Source organism: Streptomyces sp. (genome assembly GCF_050698815.1).
In the GTDB taxonomy this organism is placed as follows: Bacteria; Actinomycetota; Actinomycetes; order Streptomycetales; family Streptomycetaceae; genus Streptomyces.
The window spans coordinates 1-14,963 of record NZ_JBOHCV010000508.1; the positions used below are offsets into that span (position 1 = coordinate 1).

The following is a 14,963-nucleotide window of genomic DNA, read 5'->3' on the forward strand; positions in this document are numbered from 1 at the left end:
CGCTTCGCGATGATGTTCAGCTCGACCCCACGCGGCGCCCGGCTGGCCCGGCGCTTGGCCGGGAAGCGGCTCGACAGGTGGGGCATCCCGTACGACAGTCCCGCGCACGACGCCCTCACGCTGATCGTCGCCGAGCTCACGGCCAACGCCGTGCAGCACGGCCGGGTGCCGGGCCGCGATTTCCACATGGCTCTGAACGCCGACAGCGTGGCCGTACGCGTCGAGGTGACCGACACCCGTTCCGAGCGCGCGCCGATTGCCGCGGCCCCCTCCAACGACCGCGACACCGGCCGCGGCCTGGTCCTCGTGGACGCGCTCGCCACCCGTTGGGACTGGCACCCCCGTGCCGACGGACCGGGCAAGACGGTGTGGGCGCAGTACCAACTCCCGGCGGGCGGCTGACCGCTGTCCATCACGGGACGGGTGGGACGGCAAGGACCGGTGCCCGATCTGCCAAGAGGCCGCCCTCGCCACAGGAATGTGAACGCCGGTTTCCCCGCCCACGACCGTGCGGGGACACCGGCCCGCCCGTCAGCCCAGCGGGCAGGTGTCGCGGGACTCCACGATCTGGTCGGCGGCGCGGGATGGCGGGCAGATGTCGTCGTCGTAGCGGGTGTTGCCGTCGACGAAGCGTTTGAACCAGGCGATCACTTGCCGGGACACCAGCTTGTCCGGCGGGGTGGCGACGAAGTGGTCGCCGTTCAGCTCCAGATACGACTTCTCCTCGGCGCCGCTCAGCCCGTCGTAGAAGGCTTCGGCGTGCTCGGAGGGCGGGGCGACGTCGTCGTTGCTGCCGCCGATGATGAGCGTAGGTGCCGACACCCGGGGCCAGTCGCCGGTCTGGGAGTACGGGGTCAGCGGCACCGCGGCCTTGATCTCCGGCTTCCTGGATGCCGCGAACAGGGCTCCGCCGCCGCCCATCGAGTGGCCCAGCACACCGAGGCGTTCGGGATCCGCCCGGCCGGCGGCTGCGCTGCGTTCCGTCGCGTAGTCGAGCGCGTGCAGCAGTTGGCGGCCTCGCTGTGCGGGCGAGTCCTCCAGCGTCTTGGTGTCGAACGTGATCAGTACGAAGCCGTGGGAGGCGAGGAGCTCACCGTAAGGGGCGACCATCGCCTCGTCCGCGCCGAGCCCGGGCGAGGCGGCGATCACGCCGTAGTCCTTGCTGCCGTCGGCCGGGTAGTAGACGGTGCCGCCGCCAAAGTCGCCGCGCACGTCGTCGGCCGGGACGGTCTGGGTACGCACCTTGTACGGGCCCTTCCGCGAGCCCTTGTACGGGTCCTTCTCCGCCCCGGTGTCCCGCTCGACCTGGCCGCCGGCGCTGCTCTCCGGCCCGCGCTCCTTGTCGGACCCCTCCGAAGAGCAGGAGGAGCAGGCCATGGCTACGGAGAGAACGGCCGCGGCGAGCAGGCCGAAGCCCTTCCGGCGTCCGATCACGTCAGCGGCGATCCGTACCCGTGCCATGCCGACGACCGTACGAAGGGCCGAGGCCCCCGGCAACCCCCGAGACTCAGGGGCAAGCATTCCTCGAGGTGTCCGAGGTTCCCGGCCCGGACGCCGGCACCAATGGCGGTCACGTCCGGCCAACTGGCTTGGGGGGCGAGGGCGGGCAGCAGCGAGGCGTCACCGTTTGGTAAGCCGCTGCTAAGGATCGACTGACGTCGTTCGCGAGACCCTAGGGTGACGGGCCCGACACGAGCCCGACTCAGTCACCCAAGGAACCCGATGATGCGTGCCAATGGAACTCGCGTACTCCTCACCGCCCTGCTCGCAGCGGGTGCGTTCGCGGTGACCGGCTGCGGCGCGGAAGGATCTGCCGAGAAGCAGCCCGCCGCCGACGAGGCGCCGAAGGAGTCCACGTCGGCGTCCGCGTCTGCCGAGGCCCCGGACCGGGGAGGCGTCCCCGCGTCGCTGCGGTTCGCCGGCACGACGCTCGACGGCAAGCCGTTCAAGGGCAAGAAGCTGGCCGACAAGCCGGCCGTGCTGTGGTTCTGGGCGCCCTGGTGCGGTACGTGCCAGGGCCAGGCCGCGCACACGGCGAAGCTAGCCGGCAAGTACAAGGGCAAGGTGAACTTCGTCGGCGTTGCCGGGCTGGACAAGACCAAGCCCATGCGCGGCTTCGTCAGCGCCCAGAAGGTCGGCAACTTCCCGCACCTCAACGACCAGAAGGGAAGTGTCTGGAAGAAGTTCGGGATCACCCAGCAGAGTTCGTACGTCTTGCTCGACAAGAACGGCAAGACGGTCCATGAGGGGGTTCCCGGCAGCCCCGCCGAGCTGGACAAGCTCGTCACAGACCTCACCGGCTGACGGTGATGGCCGACCTGCCGCTCGTCCTGGCCCTGACCGCGGGCATGCTCGCGGCCGTGAACCCCTGCGGGTTCGCCCTGCTGCCCGCCTACCTGTCCCTGCTCGTACTCGGCGACGACTCCCCCACCCGGACCGCCGCCGTCGGCCGCGCGCTGGCGGCGACCGCCGCCATGACCCTGGGATTCGCGGCGGTCTTCGGGCTCTTCGGGCTGGCTGTCGCACCGGTCGCCAGCCAGGTGCAGCAGCATCTGCCCTGGTTCACCGTCGTCTTCGGCCTGCTTCTCGCCGGGGCCGGTCTCTGGCTGCTGGCCGGGCGTGACCTGCCCGCGCTGCTGCCAAAGCTCCGCCGGGCCCCCGGCGTGACCCGGTCGGCGCCCTCGATGGCGCTGTTCGGCGGCGCGTACGCCATCGCCTCGCTCGGCTGCACGATCGCGCCCTTTCTCGCGATCGTCGTCTCGGCGTTTCGCAGCGGATCTACTGCTGAAGGGCTGCTGCTGTTCGGGGCGTACGCGGCCGGGATGGGGGCGATCACCGGCGCCGCGGCCCTCACCGTGGCGCTGACCCGGCACTCAACCGTCGGCCAACTGCGGCGACTTGGCGCGCTCGCCGCCCGCCTGGGCGGTGCGCTCCTGCTGCTCGTCGGCGCCTACACCGCCTACTACGGCTGGTACGAGATCCGCGTATTCCGCGGCGGACAGGGCGCCGACCCGGTGATCGACACCGCCGGCACCGTACAGCGGTGGCTCGCGGGAAGCCTGGATCAGCTCGGAATCACCGTGATCGCGGCGGCCTTCACCCTGCTGCTGCTCGCCGCACTGATACGCCACCGAGCGCGCGGGGCCAGTCGCTGATGGACGATGAGAGACTGCGGCCGATCCGCGCACGCGAGGCCAAACGCCGCCTCCACATCGTCCTGTTGATCCTCGCCGTGGTCATCACCCTCGCCCTCGTCGTTCATCTGGTCCAAGTGCTGGTGGCGTTCGACCAGGGCCTCGATCACCCCTGAGCGGCGAGCTATCCGCCAAAGTTGATGGGCCTGGAGCGGACAGATGCCTTGGAAGGCCCGGGGGCTGACACTCACGCGCAGAGCCCGCTCAGGCTGAGGACTCGATGGTCCAGCCAGTGCGGGCCACACCGGAATCACGGTTCAGCGGAGGCGGCCTCTCCGCGCCTCCCGGCCGCACCGGCGTTGCTGAGTTCGCATTCGGATCAGATCGCCGCGCCGTCACACCGCTGCTCGGGTCGGGCCGGGGCGATGATGGTGGGAGCGCATCCGGGCGGTAGGGAGCTGTCTGCTCCGAGCACTTGGGAGCGCGTGAGTCCGTGCCGGGACCACAGTGCCGCTGTCCAGGCACACAGCAGCGCGTCGATGAGGTCCTCCCGATGCTTGTAGTCCGCTTCCCGCTGAGGCGTGGGCTCATCGGTCAGTTGGCGGGAGACCGGGTGGGAGGAGAGGAGGAGGGGCGGATCCGCGGTGGCGAGGGCCACCATGCGCGCTATCAGCTTGTCGCACTCTTCCGCCCGCACCACTCGCCACTGCGCCCTCGGTACTCGTGCTGGCCGGCGTTTGTACGTTGGGCGCTCCTGGTCGTAGCCCAGCTCAGCCGCTCCGACCAAGGTGGTGTACGGATAGCACTCAGAAATGACCGACCCACTCGTCGGTGGCCCGTGCCTGCCGTCGTCGTAAGTCCAGCCCGACTCCTGCAGCCGTTCACGCAGGAGCACTCCGGCCTGGCGAGGAGAGCTCTGGTTGGTGCTGTTCGCGCTCACCTTCCAACGGCCGTACCTCTGGCCGACCTGCCGTTCGCACGGCCGCTGGCCAGCCGGGTTGTCAACAACCAGCGGTGCGTCGATGAAGGCCAGTGTCGATCCGTCGACAGCCAGACGGGCAAGCCATGACATCGTCTCGTCCACCCCACGGGTCCATCCGCATTCGATCACTCCGCCGCGGCTGTCGATGGCGGCGACGCCCGTCTCATTGGGCTTGGTACGGGCTCCGCTCTGCGCCCAAGCCAGGTCAATGCCGATGAATCGCTCGATCCCCATGCGTTGGTAGTACCAGAGGAACGGCGTCCCCGGGGGGGATCAGGTGCCAATCAGTGGGACGCAGCAGCGGGCCAACTTGAAATAGTACAGAAGAGAGAAAATAGCCATGTAGGTTGAAAGAGTGCTGGATACCTGGCCATCCTTGCTGCCATGAGTCTCACCTTCGCCTCCCGCGCCCTGCCCAACTCGTCGGACTACGCCCTCGATTGGGCACTCGTGGACGTGGAAACCTCAGGTCTGGTGCCACGTCAGCACCGGGTACTGTCCATCGCCGTCGTAACGGTCGGCCCGGATGGCGAGCAGACGGGTGAGTTCTCGACCCTGGTGAACCCCGGCTGCGATCCCGGGCCGGTGCACATACACGGGCTGACGGCTGACCAGTTACGGGGCGCTCCCACCTTCGAGCAGGTCGCCGGCCGTATCGGGGCCATGCTGCAAGATCGCGTAATGGTCGCGCACAACGCGCAGTTCGACTACGAGTTCCTGGCGCACGAGTTCGCCCGGGCACGGACGTGGCTGCCCGTATCGCAGCGACTGTGCACGCTGGCATTGAACCGGCAGGTCGACCCACCCACCGATGATCTGCGCCTGGGCACGCTCGCCGCTCACTACGGCGTCCAGCAGTTGAAGGCGCACGATGCACTGGACGACACGCGTGTACTGGCCGGAGTGCTGCGCGCCTCACTGAAGAAAGCCAGCCAGCTCGGTCTTCCGCTGCCCTTGGTGGCCTGCCCGCCCCGACAGGACGCGCAGTTCGTGCCGAAGCCGCCCAAGACCCCATGCGCGTACCGCAATCCCGGGCGTCTGTCTCCCGGCGGCCTCCTGACACAAGGCATGAAGATCGCCATCACCGGCGAGACGAAGGCATCACGCGCGGAACTGGTCGCCCGATCCGTTGCTGCCGGCCTGAACGTGATGTCTTGCGTCAGTCGGCACAGCAGCGTCCTCGTCACCAACGATCAGACCTCGGGATCCGCGAAGGCCCGGCGCGCCCAAGAGGAGGGTGTGCCTGTCATCGACGAGCACACCCTCGTCCGACTGCTGGTCGAAGTACGTCCTGGAACACCGCATGACCAGCAGGGGGTCACGGACACTCAAACGGAACCCTGGCTGCCGCAGCCAAGCAAGCCCCTGCCACCGGAGGAAGGAGTTCTCGTTCCGGCCGCCCGCGAGCCGGAGGACGACATCTGGGCCCACAGCCCCACCCTCGAAACGCCGCAGGCAGAAAAGCCTCTGGCCGGACGACGCGTGCTCATCCTGGGTGGTACGCACCCGATAGCCGCGGCCGCCCGGGTCCAGGTCGTCGAGATGGGCGCAGCCGCTGCGATCAACCTCTCCGCCAGCGTCACCGACGTCGTGCTGCTCGCCGGGGGCGAGACCGACCGCCGCATGCGCCGGATCGTCTCTCTGGAAATCCCCACCTATGACGAAGACTGGCTCAGCGCACCCGTTATCAACCATGCGATCCGGCCCCCAGGCCAACGGCAGACTCCGCAGGTCCTGCCAAGAGGCGGCGTCATCGATCTGCCCTATCCCGTGCTCGCGCCCGCCTGGAGCGTCACCGCCGGCTGGGCCCCTCAGACCAACTGCGAGGTCGACCTCGTCGCATTCATCCTGGATGAAGAGGACCAGGTTTCCCGCGACGAGAACTTCATCTTCTACGGAACGCCGGAAAGCCCGGACGGGGCAGTACGGCTACTCACCGACGGACCGACCGGACAAACCATCACCAGCGACCTCACCGCACTGCCACCAGCAGCTCGCAAGATCGTGATCGCTGCCGCGATCGACGGCTCCTCGACCTTCGGCGACGTCGGCGGCGTCCAGGTCACAACCGGAGCCGACAGCAGCGCGAAGCCCCTGGCCCAAGCTGCTCTGGACGCCGGCACAACCGAGCGCACCATGATCCTCGCCGAGATCTACCGCCGCGGGCCGCTGTGGCGATTCCGGGCCGTCGGCCAGGGTTATGACCGCGGCCTCGACGCGCTGGCCCGCGACTACGGAGTCGACATCGAAGCCTGATCTTGGCGAGCAACGCCACGGTCTGCGCCCGGGCTGTCGGCGTGGTCTGTCAGGCTGGGTCGCCGCACGGAACGGCGGACCAGCCAGGACGGGAACCATGGGGAAGCACAACCAGGAGCGCCGCAAGGCCAAGCAGAAGCAGCGCCGGCAGCAGGCGGGGAACCGTGACCAGCGGCAGGCGACGGCGCCGGGCGGCACGTTCGGGGGCGACGGCAGTGGCTTCGGCGAGGGTTTCCGTGACGGCCCGTCCGGGTTCGTACCGCCGCCGCGGCACTCCTCGCTCGCGGATCAGCTGGAGCTGGCCGCCCGCGAGGTGATCGAGGCTCCCGAGGAGCGTGCCGCGCTGGAGATCGATTCCGCGGCCTCCTGGCTTGCCTCCTCCGAGCAGCGCTGGCCCACGCTCAGCCGGGCCGTGCTGGTGACGACCGACCGGCTCTTCGGCGCCCTGTGGCGGAACGGCTGGCAGCCCGCGGACGTTTCGCGTGCCGTACGCAGGGAGCTCAAGGTCCGCCATGGCCGCCTCGCGGTGGACCTGATCGCCTCCGAAGCACGGCGGTACTCGGTCGCGGGTCTGCACCACCGCTGGGAGGCGCAGCTGAACGACCTGGAGGCGCACCCGTGGTGGGGCTCCGACGAGGAGTGGCTGCCGGGCTTCGCGGCCCGCGAGAAGCTGGACCGCTTCGGGACGGCGATCTGCCTGTTCGAGGTCGTGCGGCTGCTGTCCTGGCTGCCCGGACTCGAGCAGCTCTGTCCGCCGCCGAACGCCTCCGCGTCGGCCTCCGCGTCCGCCACGGCGGCCCGTCCCGCGGCGCCGTCCGGCGGCAGGGAGCCACGGATGCTGGGGCGTATCCGCGCCCTGCTGGAGAAGGCCGAGTCGACCGAATTCCCGGAGGAGGCCGAGGCGTTCACGGCCAAGGCGCAGCAGCTGATGGCCGAGCACAGCATCAGCGAGGCCCTGCTGGCGGCACGTGGCGGCAGCCGCGACGCCCCGGCCTGCATCCGGCTGGGAGTGGACAACCCGTATGAGCAGCCGAAGGCCGTGCTGCTCAACGTGGTGGCGGACGCGAACCGCTGCCGTTCGGTCTGGTCGAAGCACCTCGGTTTCGCCACGGTCGTCGGATTCGAGGCCGACCTGGACTCGGTGGAGCTGCTCTACACCTCGCTGCTGGTCCAGGCGAACGCGGCCCTCCAGGCCGAGAGCGGACACGGACGCAGGCCGGCGAGCGGCGGCAGCCGTACCCGCTCCTTCCGGCAGTCGTTCCTGCTCTCCTACGCGACCAGGATCGGCGAGCGGCTCACCGAGGCCACGTCCCAGGCCACCGACTCCGCCGTGGCCGCGGACGCCGTGGCGAGCCCCGGCCAGGCGGACCTGCCCGGCACGCCGGGCCTGCTGCCGGTACTCGCCGCCCGCCATGAGGCGGTCGAGGACGCGACCGAGCGAATGTTCCCGCAGCTCACCCACGCCCGGTCGGCGCGGGTCAGCGACTGGGAGGGCTGGACGAGCGGCCGTGCGGCCGCCGACCGCGCCAGCCTCGGCACGGACAGCGGAGCTCTGGCAGACCGCTGAGCCCCAAGCCCGTGCGGCGGTTACCGCAGGGTGGCCGTGAAGCTCCGGCCGTAGGCGTGACGCGTGGTGACGTCGACGCGCGTACCGCCGTGGACCCTCCGGACGCGGACGCCGTCGTCCGCCGAGACCACCCGCAGCCTGCGGCCGTGGACGGTGACCGCGAGGGTGTCCTGCTCCATCGTCGGGTCGCTGACGGCGATCGAGACGGTCCTGTTGGGCCCCTCCCGGAGGACCACCGACGCAGGGCCGTCGGTGGACAGGTGCCCGGAGCGGTGCCCGCCCCGGGCGAAGACGTTGGCGGTGAGGATGCCGAGGCCCGTGTGCTTGACCATCTGCACGCGCACGGTGTTGGCCAGGACGGACACCGGGCCGCCGGCGTAGGACCTCAGCTTCTCCTCGGAGGCGTTCGGTACGAGCACGTACGCCATCTCCGTGAGCGGCGCGCCGGCCGGCTGGTCGACCGAGACGGAGAAGACCTGCTTACGAACCTTTGTGTCGGGGTTGGACAGGCGGACGACGCGTTGGCTGCGGGTGACCGTGTCCAGGGCGACGGTGGGGTCCGGGCCGTCCAGGAAGGCGTACCCGACGGAGGTGTTCCCGCCTCCCGCGCCGGCGCAGCGCAGCCATGCCAGGGGTCCGGTGCCGGTACCGGACCAGGCTGTTCCGTTCTGGAGTTCGCCGGTGAGGGTGACGGTGTCGGACGGGTCGGCGATCCGGCTGTCGACGGTGGTCGTCACCGGGCGGCCCGCCGGATCACCGACCCCCGCGGCGAGCACGACGATCTCGTCGTCGAGCATGAACCACGACTTCGTGGCGCGGGCGTTGCGGTAGGCGACGAAGTCGCCGGGGAGGAGGCCGGCCTGCTTCGCGGCGTACGCGACGTCGTCGGCGAGGACCATCCCGGCGGCGCCGTAGGCCCCGAGCACGGCGCCGCCGGAGAAGTCGTTGGTGCCGCGGGGGAAGTAGACGTAGGTGTTCTGCTTCTCCGACGAGGAGGTGAAGCCGCGCTCGGGATTGTCGTACCAGAGTTTGCCGTAGAGCTCGGGGACGGTGCGGCGGGTCTCGGCGGGCGCGGTCACACCGGCGAGGCGGTGGGGCAGTACGGCCGTGTAGTGGTCGACGCCGAACGCCCGGGCCTGGTCCTGGCCGGAGAGGTAGAGGTAGTGGGCGCCGTCGCCCTGGAACCACGGCATGAGGTTCTCGCCGCTCATGTACTCGTACTTGCTGATCCGGCTGGAACTGCGGGCCAGGGCGAAGGCGTAGCCGGGCCGCCGGTGGACGGTCCGGTCCATCGCGTTGAACGCGGTGCTGTGTTCGGCCGCCTGGAGGTCGCGCGCGGGGACCGGCGAGCCGAGGATGTCGGCGTAGCGGACCACGCTGACCGGGGAGACGAAGCGTGACGGGTCCGGTGGGGCCTTCGAGGTCTCCCGCAGGAACTTGACGTAGCCCTCCAGGGCCGTGGCGTCCGCGCCGGACGCGACGTAGGCGGAGAGGTCGGCCACGGCCTCGGCCACGGCGGCGACGTCGGCATACCCGCCGGCCGTACGGGAGACGCTGCGGCCCTTGACGATCTCCATCATCCAGCCCTCGAAGATCAGCGGGGCGAAGCTGTCGGCCACCCAGCCCTGAATGACACCCGTGAGCTTGCCGGCGGGCACGTAGCTCGTACCGTCGAGGATCTTTACGGTCTGGACGGAGCGGGTCAGGAGGCCCTTGCCGTAGGAGCCCGTATAGGCAACGGAGGCGTGCTGGACGAAGGAGCCGTCCGCGTAGAAGCCGTCGGTGACGCCGTGCCGGAGGCCGTAGGGGTCGATGGCCGCGTAGACGGTGAGCTGGTCGGCGACGGCCTTGGTGACACGGGCGTCGTCGCCGAGGGCGGCGCCCTGGAGGATGCGGTTCGTGGTGATGTCGGCGAGGTTGGCGCCGGTGTGGAAGCGGGAGTCGAGGTCGACGTCACCGTCCTTGCCGTTGCGCAGGTAGGCGTCCATCGAGGCGACGTAGGCGGCCGGGAGGCCGGGCTTGTACGAGGCGATCGCCTCCGCGAGGAGGACGAGGATCTTGCTCACGTGGGAGGAGATGCCGATCTCCCAGTTGAACCAGTTGCCGTAGTAGCCCTTCGACTGGTCGCCGTAGTAGTCGTCGTGGAGGCGGACGAGGCCGTCGATCACCCGCCGCTGGACGGCCGGACTGTCGCGGAGGTCCGACTCCGCCGACCGTCCGGCTATGCGCGTCGCGAGGGATATCTCGTAGAGGTACTCGAAGGACTTGTTCAGGTTGGCATCGCTCGTGCCGAGCGGGACGCCCGCGAAGAGCTCCCCCTGCGCGGCCTCGTCCATGGCGGTGAGGCGGGTCCGCGCCGTCGACTCGATGGACGCGAGCCTCGACGCGGCCTCGGGCCGGGCGTTGGACTCGGCGGTGCCGGCGAACATCGCGAGCGTGTTGGCGATCAGCGTGGCGTGTTCGGAGGCCGTTCCGGCGGACGCGGTCCGGACGGCGGCGGCGTGCGCTCGCAGCGGCTGCGCCACCGCCAGCAGGGACGCGGCGGGAACCACGGAGAGCAACGCGCGACGCGAAAGCGGCATCTGAACGCTCCAATACCGAGACAGAAAGCGCTTGTTGCAAGCGAAGCAACACCGGTTGAACCTGTCAACGGAGCCGCCGTCCCGAGCGCGATGGGGACTCCTCCGTGCGACCGGCGGAGCACAGAGCGCTGTGGCGTAGGCTGACGCGGATGTCAGCCTCACAGGGTCCGACGTTGCGGGAACTCGCCGTTCAGGCACTCTCGTCGGTCGAGCACGGCTACGATCTGCTGGCACCCAAGTTCGACCGTACGCCCTACCGCACAGCGGACAAAGTGCTGGACGCCGTGACCGCCGCTCTCCGCCCACTCGGGCCGTTCAGCAGCGGCCTGGACATCTGCTGCGGCACCGGCGCGGGCACGGGCGTACTCCGCCGGGTATGCGAACGCCGCGTCGTCGGCGTCGACTTCAGCAGCGGCATGCTGGACGAGGCGCGGCGCTCCCACTCCGGGGGGCCAACGACGCCGACGGTGAGCTGGGTGCGCGCGGACGTGCGGGCCATGCCCGTGCGGACAGGCGGGGCATTCGATCTCGCGGTCAGCTTCGGCGCTTTCGGCCACTTCCTCGCCCGAGAGCGCCCCAGCCTCTTCACGCAGGTGCACGCGACACTGCGGCCTGGCGGCTTGTTCGCCTTTCCCGTCGGCGCGCCGCCCCGGGTCGGTTCCGGACCGTACTGGCAGCTGTGGGCCTTCGACGCGGCGATGCGGGTGCGCAACGCGCTGTGGCACCCGCCCTTCGTCATGTACTACCGGACCTTCCCGCTTCCCGAGGTGCGCGAGGAGCTGACCCGGGCGGGTTTCCGGGTGGGAACGCTCCCGCTGCCGGGCCTGGGGCGGCGAGCGGACGGCTCCCCCCGCGGCCGCCTCGTCCTGGCCCGGAAGCACTGACCGGGCAGCTAGCCAATGGACTCGTACACATTCGAAAGGACAACATCCCACGCCGGCATGCGAGGCGCGTCCTCGGCCTCCCAGTCGAAGTCCTCAGACCAGGCAGGCTCGACGCCTTCGAAGGGGAGGGAATCGGCGCGGATCATGCGCTCCCGCAGCGACTCCGCGACGCCTTCCGAGTCGGGGATGTCGTCGGAGACGGTGAAGTCGTAGTTGGGGCGCTCGAGTTCGAGAAGGTAGAGGAAGTGGAGGAAGGAGTCGAGGCTCTGATTCAGCGTGTACGCGCACGACTGGTATTCGCCGTCCGGCAGGCAGTAGACGGCTCCTGAAACAGGGTCGAGAGTCACGACGTCATCGAAGATTCCTCCGATGACCAGCCAGTTGCCCCAGCCTTTCGACATTTCCGTGTAGCGGGAGAAGTAGCGCAGCTCCGAACAGCGGCGGAACCTGTTGGGGGTTTCCCCACCGAACAGCCCGCCGTCGAGTACGAAGAAGGAGCTTCGGTCATCGGGGAGGCCAACTGTGGTCAGGAGTGAACGGGCCGGCTCGTGGAAACCGGCGGGAAGTTTCCCGTCCTCCAGGGTCACCAACTGCTCCGGGGGGAAGACCGACTCCATCGTCGAGCGGTCGATAAGTTGGGGAATGATCCCTCCTGTCAACAATCATGCCAAAATTGCTGGTTTGAACAATCAGGTTGGCAACCGCGGTTCGCGGTCGACGGCTACCTCTTCTTCGGATTGATGCCGTTGAGGTATCGCGCCGTTCCGGGTCCGCTGGTGCTGATGAACGGTATTGTGCTTCGGCCGCCGACCAGCCCTGTCAGGCGTAGTTCCGCCCATGAACCCCGGAGCGGTTACCTGATCCCCGACGGCAACCAGGGGGACAGGAGTGCGACGGCGTGAGGGTACGGTCGGCCCTCGGCATGCACACCGCAAGCACGCGGTGCCCGACAGCAGCTCACTCCGGGATGGCCCAGATGTCCACGTCCTCGTCCGCTTCATCCGCCTCGTCCACGAGGCGCCGCGTGCGCTTCTCCCTGCCGACCGCGCTGGTGATCACGGTGACGGCCGCGCTGCTCGTGTCCGGTGTAGCGCCCTACGACCGCGCCACCTGGCTGATGGAGACGTTCTGGGTCATCCTCGGCGTCCCGCTCGCCGTGCTGGTGTGGCGTCGCTTTCCCCTCACCGCGCTGCTGTGCTGTCTGCTCGCGCTGCACGCTCTGGTCCTCGTCCTGGGCGGCCACTACACCTACGCGCGCGTCCCGCTCGGCGAGTGGCTGCAGGACGGACTCGGCCTGGCACGCAACCCCTACGACCGGATAGGCCACTTCGTACAGGGGTTCGTGCCCGCGATCCTGGTGAGGGAGATCCTGGTCCGGCGCTCGCCGCTGCGCGGCAGCCGCTGGCTGGCACCGCTCGTCGTCTGCGGCTGCCTGGCCTTCAGCGCCTTCTTCGAGCTGATCGAATGGTGGGCCGCGCTGATCGGGGGCTCAGGTGCGGACGACTTCCTCGCCACCCAGGGCGACGTGTGGGACACCCAGTGGGACATGTTCCTCGCCCTGAGTGGCGCGACGTCGGCGCTGCTTCTCCTCGGCAAGCCGCACGACCGGCAGCTCGCCACCCTCGAGACCGGACGCCCGATAGCCGCGCGCTGAGCATGGGGACGAACACGGCCGTGCTCACCTCTTGCAGGTTCACCCTGCCTGGCTGCTGTCCTTCAACGATCCCCAGCCGTGCCACCTGTCGATCTCGATCCAGGCACTGACCCGGCGGCGATCCCGCCGCGGATACCGCTTCCCGATGTAGTGCTGTGCCAGCCGGTCTATGTCGGCCAGCGGCCAGCCCGCCGAACCCGGCCCACGCCCGGGGTGTGGCTGTCAGGACAGGGCCGAGGACTTTCGAGTCCCGGAGGTGCATGAACACCGCAATGCTCGCGACCTCCACGCGCTCTCCGCCGGTTCACCGGGGCAGTCCCGGTGAACGGGCGATCTCCTGCTCCGCGGAAACGATGATCGACAGGATGGCCGCCGATGCCTCCAGCGGCCGGCCGCCTGCCACGGCTTCCGCGAGGGCGCGGTGGGAGGGAAGCGAGGCTTCGACCGCTCCTCGTCGCTGCGAACTCACCGCGAAGCTGTGCTCCAGGGCGACGTCGACTGCCCGGCCCAGCGAGCCGAGGAGCCGGTTGCCGCTCGCGTCCAGCAGCGCGCGGTGGAAGGCGATGTCGGCCTCGACGTACTCCCCGAGACCTGGGTGCGCCGCGGCGGACTCCATCGCCGCCAGTGCGTCGAACATGGCCCGTATGTGACCGGGCCCGGCCCGGCCGGCCGCCAGCCGGGCGGCCTCGGGCTCGACGGCACGGCGCAGTTCGCCGGTGTCGCGCAGCAACCGCCCCGGATCGCCGGTCAGTTGCCAGCGCAGCACGTCGCGGTCCAGGTGGTTCCAGTGTTCCTGAGTCAGTACGCGTGTGCCGGTGCGGGGGCGGGTCCGCAGCATCCCCTTGGCGGCGAGGGCCTTCACCGCCTCACGCAGCGCGCCACGGCTGACACCGAGCTCGGCGGCGAGGGCGTCCTCGACGGGCAGCGGACGGTCCGGTTCCACCAGACCGTTCACGATACGGCGGCCGAGCTCGTCGACGACTCGCTGGTGCATGGTCGGGTACCGCTCCACGATCTTTGTCCACCCCCTGGACGCACTCATCGAATCATTCGATGATTGCCGCCCATATTACGTGTCCGCGCGACCCGGCCCCGCCGAAGAGAGGCATTCCCCGATGACGCACACGGACGACAGAAGCGGCACAGGCCGCCCTGCCGACGCCCCCTTCCCCATGAGCACCCGCAATCTGCCGCCGCCCCAGGTACGGGAGCTTCCACCACCGCCCCAGCAGACCTGGAAGATCATCGGCCCCGGCATCGTCGGCGCCGGGGTGGGTCTCGCCTCCGGCGAGTTCATCCTCTGGCCCTACATCGCCTCGCAGGCCGGTCTCGTCTTCCTGTGGGCCGCGGTCGTCGGCGTGATCACCCAGTGGTTCCTGAACATGGAGATCGAGCGCTACACGCTCGCCACCGGCGAGACCGCCATGACCGGCTTCAACCGGTACTGGCGGCACTGGGGCGCGGTGATGGTGCTGCTGACGTACGCGGCGAACCTCTGGCCAGGCTGGGTCACCAGCTCCGCCACCATGGCGTCCTACGTCTTCGGCGGCAATCCCACCCTCATCGCGCTCGTCATGCTCCCGTGCATCGGTGCGATCCTCACGCTCGCGCCCGTCGTCTACACCGCGCTGGAGCGGCTGCTGTTCCTGAAGGTCGCGGTGATCGGCGGGTTCTTCGCACTGGCTGTGATCTTCGCTGTGAAGGCGTCCAGCTGGGCGGACCTGCCGCAAGGCGCGACGCACATAGGCCAGTTCCCCAGTGAGCTCGGCGTCGCCGTACTGATGGGAGCAATGGCGTACGCCGGAGCGGGCGGCGGCCAGAACCTGTGCCAGAGCAACTGGATCCGAGACAAGGGCTTTGGCATGGGCTCGTATGTGCCGCGCATCACGAGCCCGGTGACCGGC

14 protein-coding genes and 1 pseudogene are annotated in these 14,963 nt (G+C 69.5%); 9 read left to right on the forward strand and 6 right to left on the reverse strand.

What is annotated here, in order from left to right; all coding sequences use genetic code 11:
• Positions 1-402 (forward strand): ATP-binding protein (locus ACRDP3_RS18185; RefSeq protein ID WP_431518021.1); only part of this gene is annotated, 402 nt, incomplete at its 5' end.
• A 129-nt stretch (positions 403-531) separates the two neighbouring features.
• Here the strand turns inward: ACRDP3_RS18185 and ACRDP3_RS18190 are convergent.
• Positions 532-1,461 (reverse strand): alpha/beta hydrolase family protein, encoded by a 930-nt coding sequence (locus ACRDP3_RS18190; protein WP_431518022.1) that lies wholly within the window; start codon positions 1,459-1,461, stop codon positions 532-534.
• Positions 1,462-1,722: 261 nt separating this feature from the next.
• On the opposite strand from ACRDP3_RS18190, the gene ACRDP3_RS18195 reads away from it, so the two are divergent.
• The 3 genes from ACRDP3_RS18195 to ACRDP3_RS18205 are packed head-to-tail and all read left to right on the forward strand — an operon-like array spanning position 1,723 to position 3,310.
• A complete protein-coding gene (locus tag ACRDP3_RS18195; protein WP_431518023.1) occupies positions 1,723-2,304 on the forward strand; it encodes a TlpA family protein disulfide reductase in 582 nt (193 codons plus the stop codon).
• 5 nt (positions 2,305-2,309) lie between these two features.
• Positions 2,310-3,155: a cytochrome c biogenesis CcdA family protein gene (locus ACRDP3_RS18200; protein ID WP_431518024.1), complete on the forward strand. Its 846-nt coding sequence runs from the start codon at positions 2,310-2,312 to the stop codon at positions 3,153-3,155.
• Positions 3,155-3,310 carry a hypothetical protein gene (locus ACRDP3_RS18205; RefSeq protein ID WP_431518025.1) on the forward strand — a complete coding sequence of 52 codons (156 nt, stop codon included), beginning with the start codon at positions 3,155-3,157 and terminating at the stop codon, positions 3,308-3,310. The genes ACRDP3_RS18200 and ACRDP3_RS18205 overlap by 1 nt, the downstream gene beginning before the upstream one ends.
• A 203-nt stretch (positions 3,311-3,513) precedes the next feature.
• Here the strand turns inward: ACRDP3_RS18205 and ACRDP3_RS18210 are convergent, their stop codons facing one another.
• Entirely contained in the window at positions 3,514-4,350 is an 837-nt protein-coding gene (locus ACRDP3_RS18210; protein ID WP_431518026.1) for a DUF429 domain-containing protein, read from the reverse strand.
• A 150-nt stretch (positions 4,351-4,500) separates the two neighbouring features.
• Here ACRDP3_RS18210 and ACRDP3_RS18215 point away from each other — a divergent pair, with 150 nt between their 5' ends.
• Together ACRDP3_RS18215 and ACRDP3_RS18220 are read left to right on the forward strand one after the other, a co-directional pair.
• Positions 4,501-6,372 carry a TerD family protein gene (locus tag ACRDP3_RS18215; RefSeq protein WP_431518027.1) on the forward strand — a complete coding sequence of 624 codons (1,872 nt, stop codon included), beginning with the start codon at positions 4,501-4,503 and terminating at the stop codon, positions 6,370-6,372.
• A 97-nt stretch (positions 6,373-6,469) separates the two neighbouring features.
• Positions 6,470-7,939, forward strand: a complete 1,470-nt coding sequence (locus ACRDP3_RS18220; protein WP_431518028.1) for a DUF2786 domain-containing protein — start codon at positions 6,470-6,472, stop codon at positions 7,937-7,939.
• A gap of 20 nt (positions 7,940-7,959) precedes the next feature.
• Here the strand turns inward: ACRDP3_RS18220 and ACRDP3_RS18225 are convergent, their stop codons facing one another.
• Positions 7,960-10,521, reverse strand: a complete 2,562-nt coding sequence (locus tag ACRDP3_RS18225) for a polysaccharide lyase family 8 super-sandwich domain-containing protein (protein WP_431518029.1) — start codon at positions 10,519-10,521, stop codon at positions 7,960-7,962.
• A gap of 149 nt (positions 10,522-10,670) precedes the next feature.
• Here ACRDP3_RS18225 and ACRDP3_RS18230 point away from each other — a divergent pair, with 149 nt between their 5' ends.
• Complete coding sequence (locus tag ACRDP3_RS18230) at positions 10,671-11,405, forward strand: class I SAM-dependent DNA methyltransferase (protein WP_431518030.1); 735 nt, start codon at positions 10,671-10,673, stop codon at positions 11,403-11,405.
• Between the two features lie 8 nt (positions 11,406-11,413).
• On the opposite strand, the gene ACRDP3_RS18235 is transcribed toward ACRDP3_RS18230, so the two are convergent.
• Complete coding sequence (locus ACRDP3_RS18235; RefSeq protein ID WP_431518031.1) at positions 11,414-12,067, reverse strand: SUKH-4 family immunity protein; 654 nt, start codon at positions 12,065-12,067, stop codon at positions 11,414-11,416.
• A 314-nt stretch (positions 12,068-12,381) separates the two neighbouring features.
• Here ACRDP3_RS18235 and ACRDP3_RS18240 point away from each other — a divergent pair, with 314 nt between their 5' ends.
• A complete protein-coding gene (locus tag ACRDP3_RS18240; protein ID WP_431518032.1) occupies positions 12,382-13,059 on the forward strand; it encodes a DUF2238 domain-containing protein in 678 nt (225 codons plus the stop codon).
• A 39-nt stretch (positions 13,060-13,098) separates the two neighbouring features.
• Here the strand turns inward: ACRDP3_RS18240 and ACRDP3_RS18245 are convergent.
• Positions 13,099-13,239, reverse strand: a pseudogene (locus ACRDP3_RS18245) (PPOX class F420-dependent oxidoreductase); the annotation flags it as partial.
• Between the two features lie 124 nt (positions 13,240-13,363).
• Positions 13,364-14,053 carry a FadR/GntR family transcriptional regulator gene (locus tag ACRDP3_RS18250; protein ID WP_431518033.1) on the reverse strand — a complete coding sequence of 230 codons (690 nt, stop codon included), beginning with the start codon at positions 14,051-14,053 and terminating at the stop codon, positions 13,364-13,366.
• A 178-nt stretch (positions 14,054-14,231) separates the two neighbouring features.
• Here ACRDP3_RS18250 and ACRDP3_RS18255 point away from each other — a divergent pair.
• Positions 14,232-14,963, forward strand: a 732-nt coding sequence (locus ACRDP3_RS18255) for an Nramp family divalent metal transporter (protein WP_431518034.1), incomplete at its 3' end; no start/stop codon positions are given.

Bases quoted from the DNA above. Each gene is read 5' to 3' on its own strand.
- ACRDP3_RS18190 (WP_431518022.1), bottom strand. From the start codon at position 1,461: ATGGCACGGGTACGGATCGCCGCTGACGTGATCGGACGCCGGAAGGGC.
- ACRDP3_RS18195 (WP_431518023.1), top strand. From the start codon at position 1,723: ATGATGCGTGCCAATGGAACTCGCGTACTCCTCACCGCCCTGCTCGCA.
- ACRDP3_RS18200 (WP_431518024.1), top strand. From the start codon at position 2,310: ATGGCCGACCTGCCGCTCGTCCTGGCCCTGACCGCGGGCATGCTCGCG.
- ACRDP3_RS18205 (WP_431518025.1), top strand. From the start codon at position 3,155: ATGGACGATGAGAGACTGCGGCCGATCCGCGCACGCGAGGCCAAACGC.
- ACRDP3_RS18210 (WP_431518026.1), bottom strand. From the start codon at position 4,350: ATGGGGATCGAGCGATTCATCGGCATTGACCTGGCTTGGGCGCAGAGC.
- ACRDP3_RS18215 (WP_431518027.1), top strand. From the start codon at position 4,501: ATGAGTCTCACCTTCGCCTCCCGCGCCCTGCCCAACTCGTCGGACTAC.
- ACRDP3_RS18220 (WP_431518028.1), top strand. From the start codon at position 6,470: ATGGGGAAGCACAACCAGGAGCGCCGCAAGGCCAAGCAGAAGCAGCGC.
- ACRDP3_RS18225 (WP_431518029.1), bottom strand. From the start codon at position 10,521: ATGCCGCTTTCGCGTCGCGCGTTGCTCTCCGTGGTTCCCGCCGCGTCC.
- ACRDP3_RS18230 (WP_431518030.1), top strand. From the start codon at position 10,671: ATGTCAGCCTCACAGGGTCCGACGTTGCGGGAACTCGCCGTTCAGGCA.
- ACRDP3_RS18240 (WP_431518032.1), top strand. From the start codon at position 12,382: ATGTCCACGTCCTCGTCCGCTTCATCCGCCTCGTCCACGAGGCGCCGC.
- ACRDP3_RS18250 (WP_431518033.1), bottom strand. From the start codon at position 14,053: ATGCACCAGCGAGTCGTCGACGAGCTCGGCCGCCGTATCGTGAACGGT.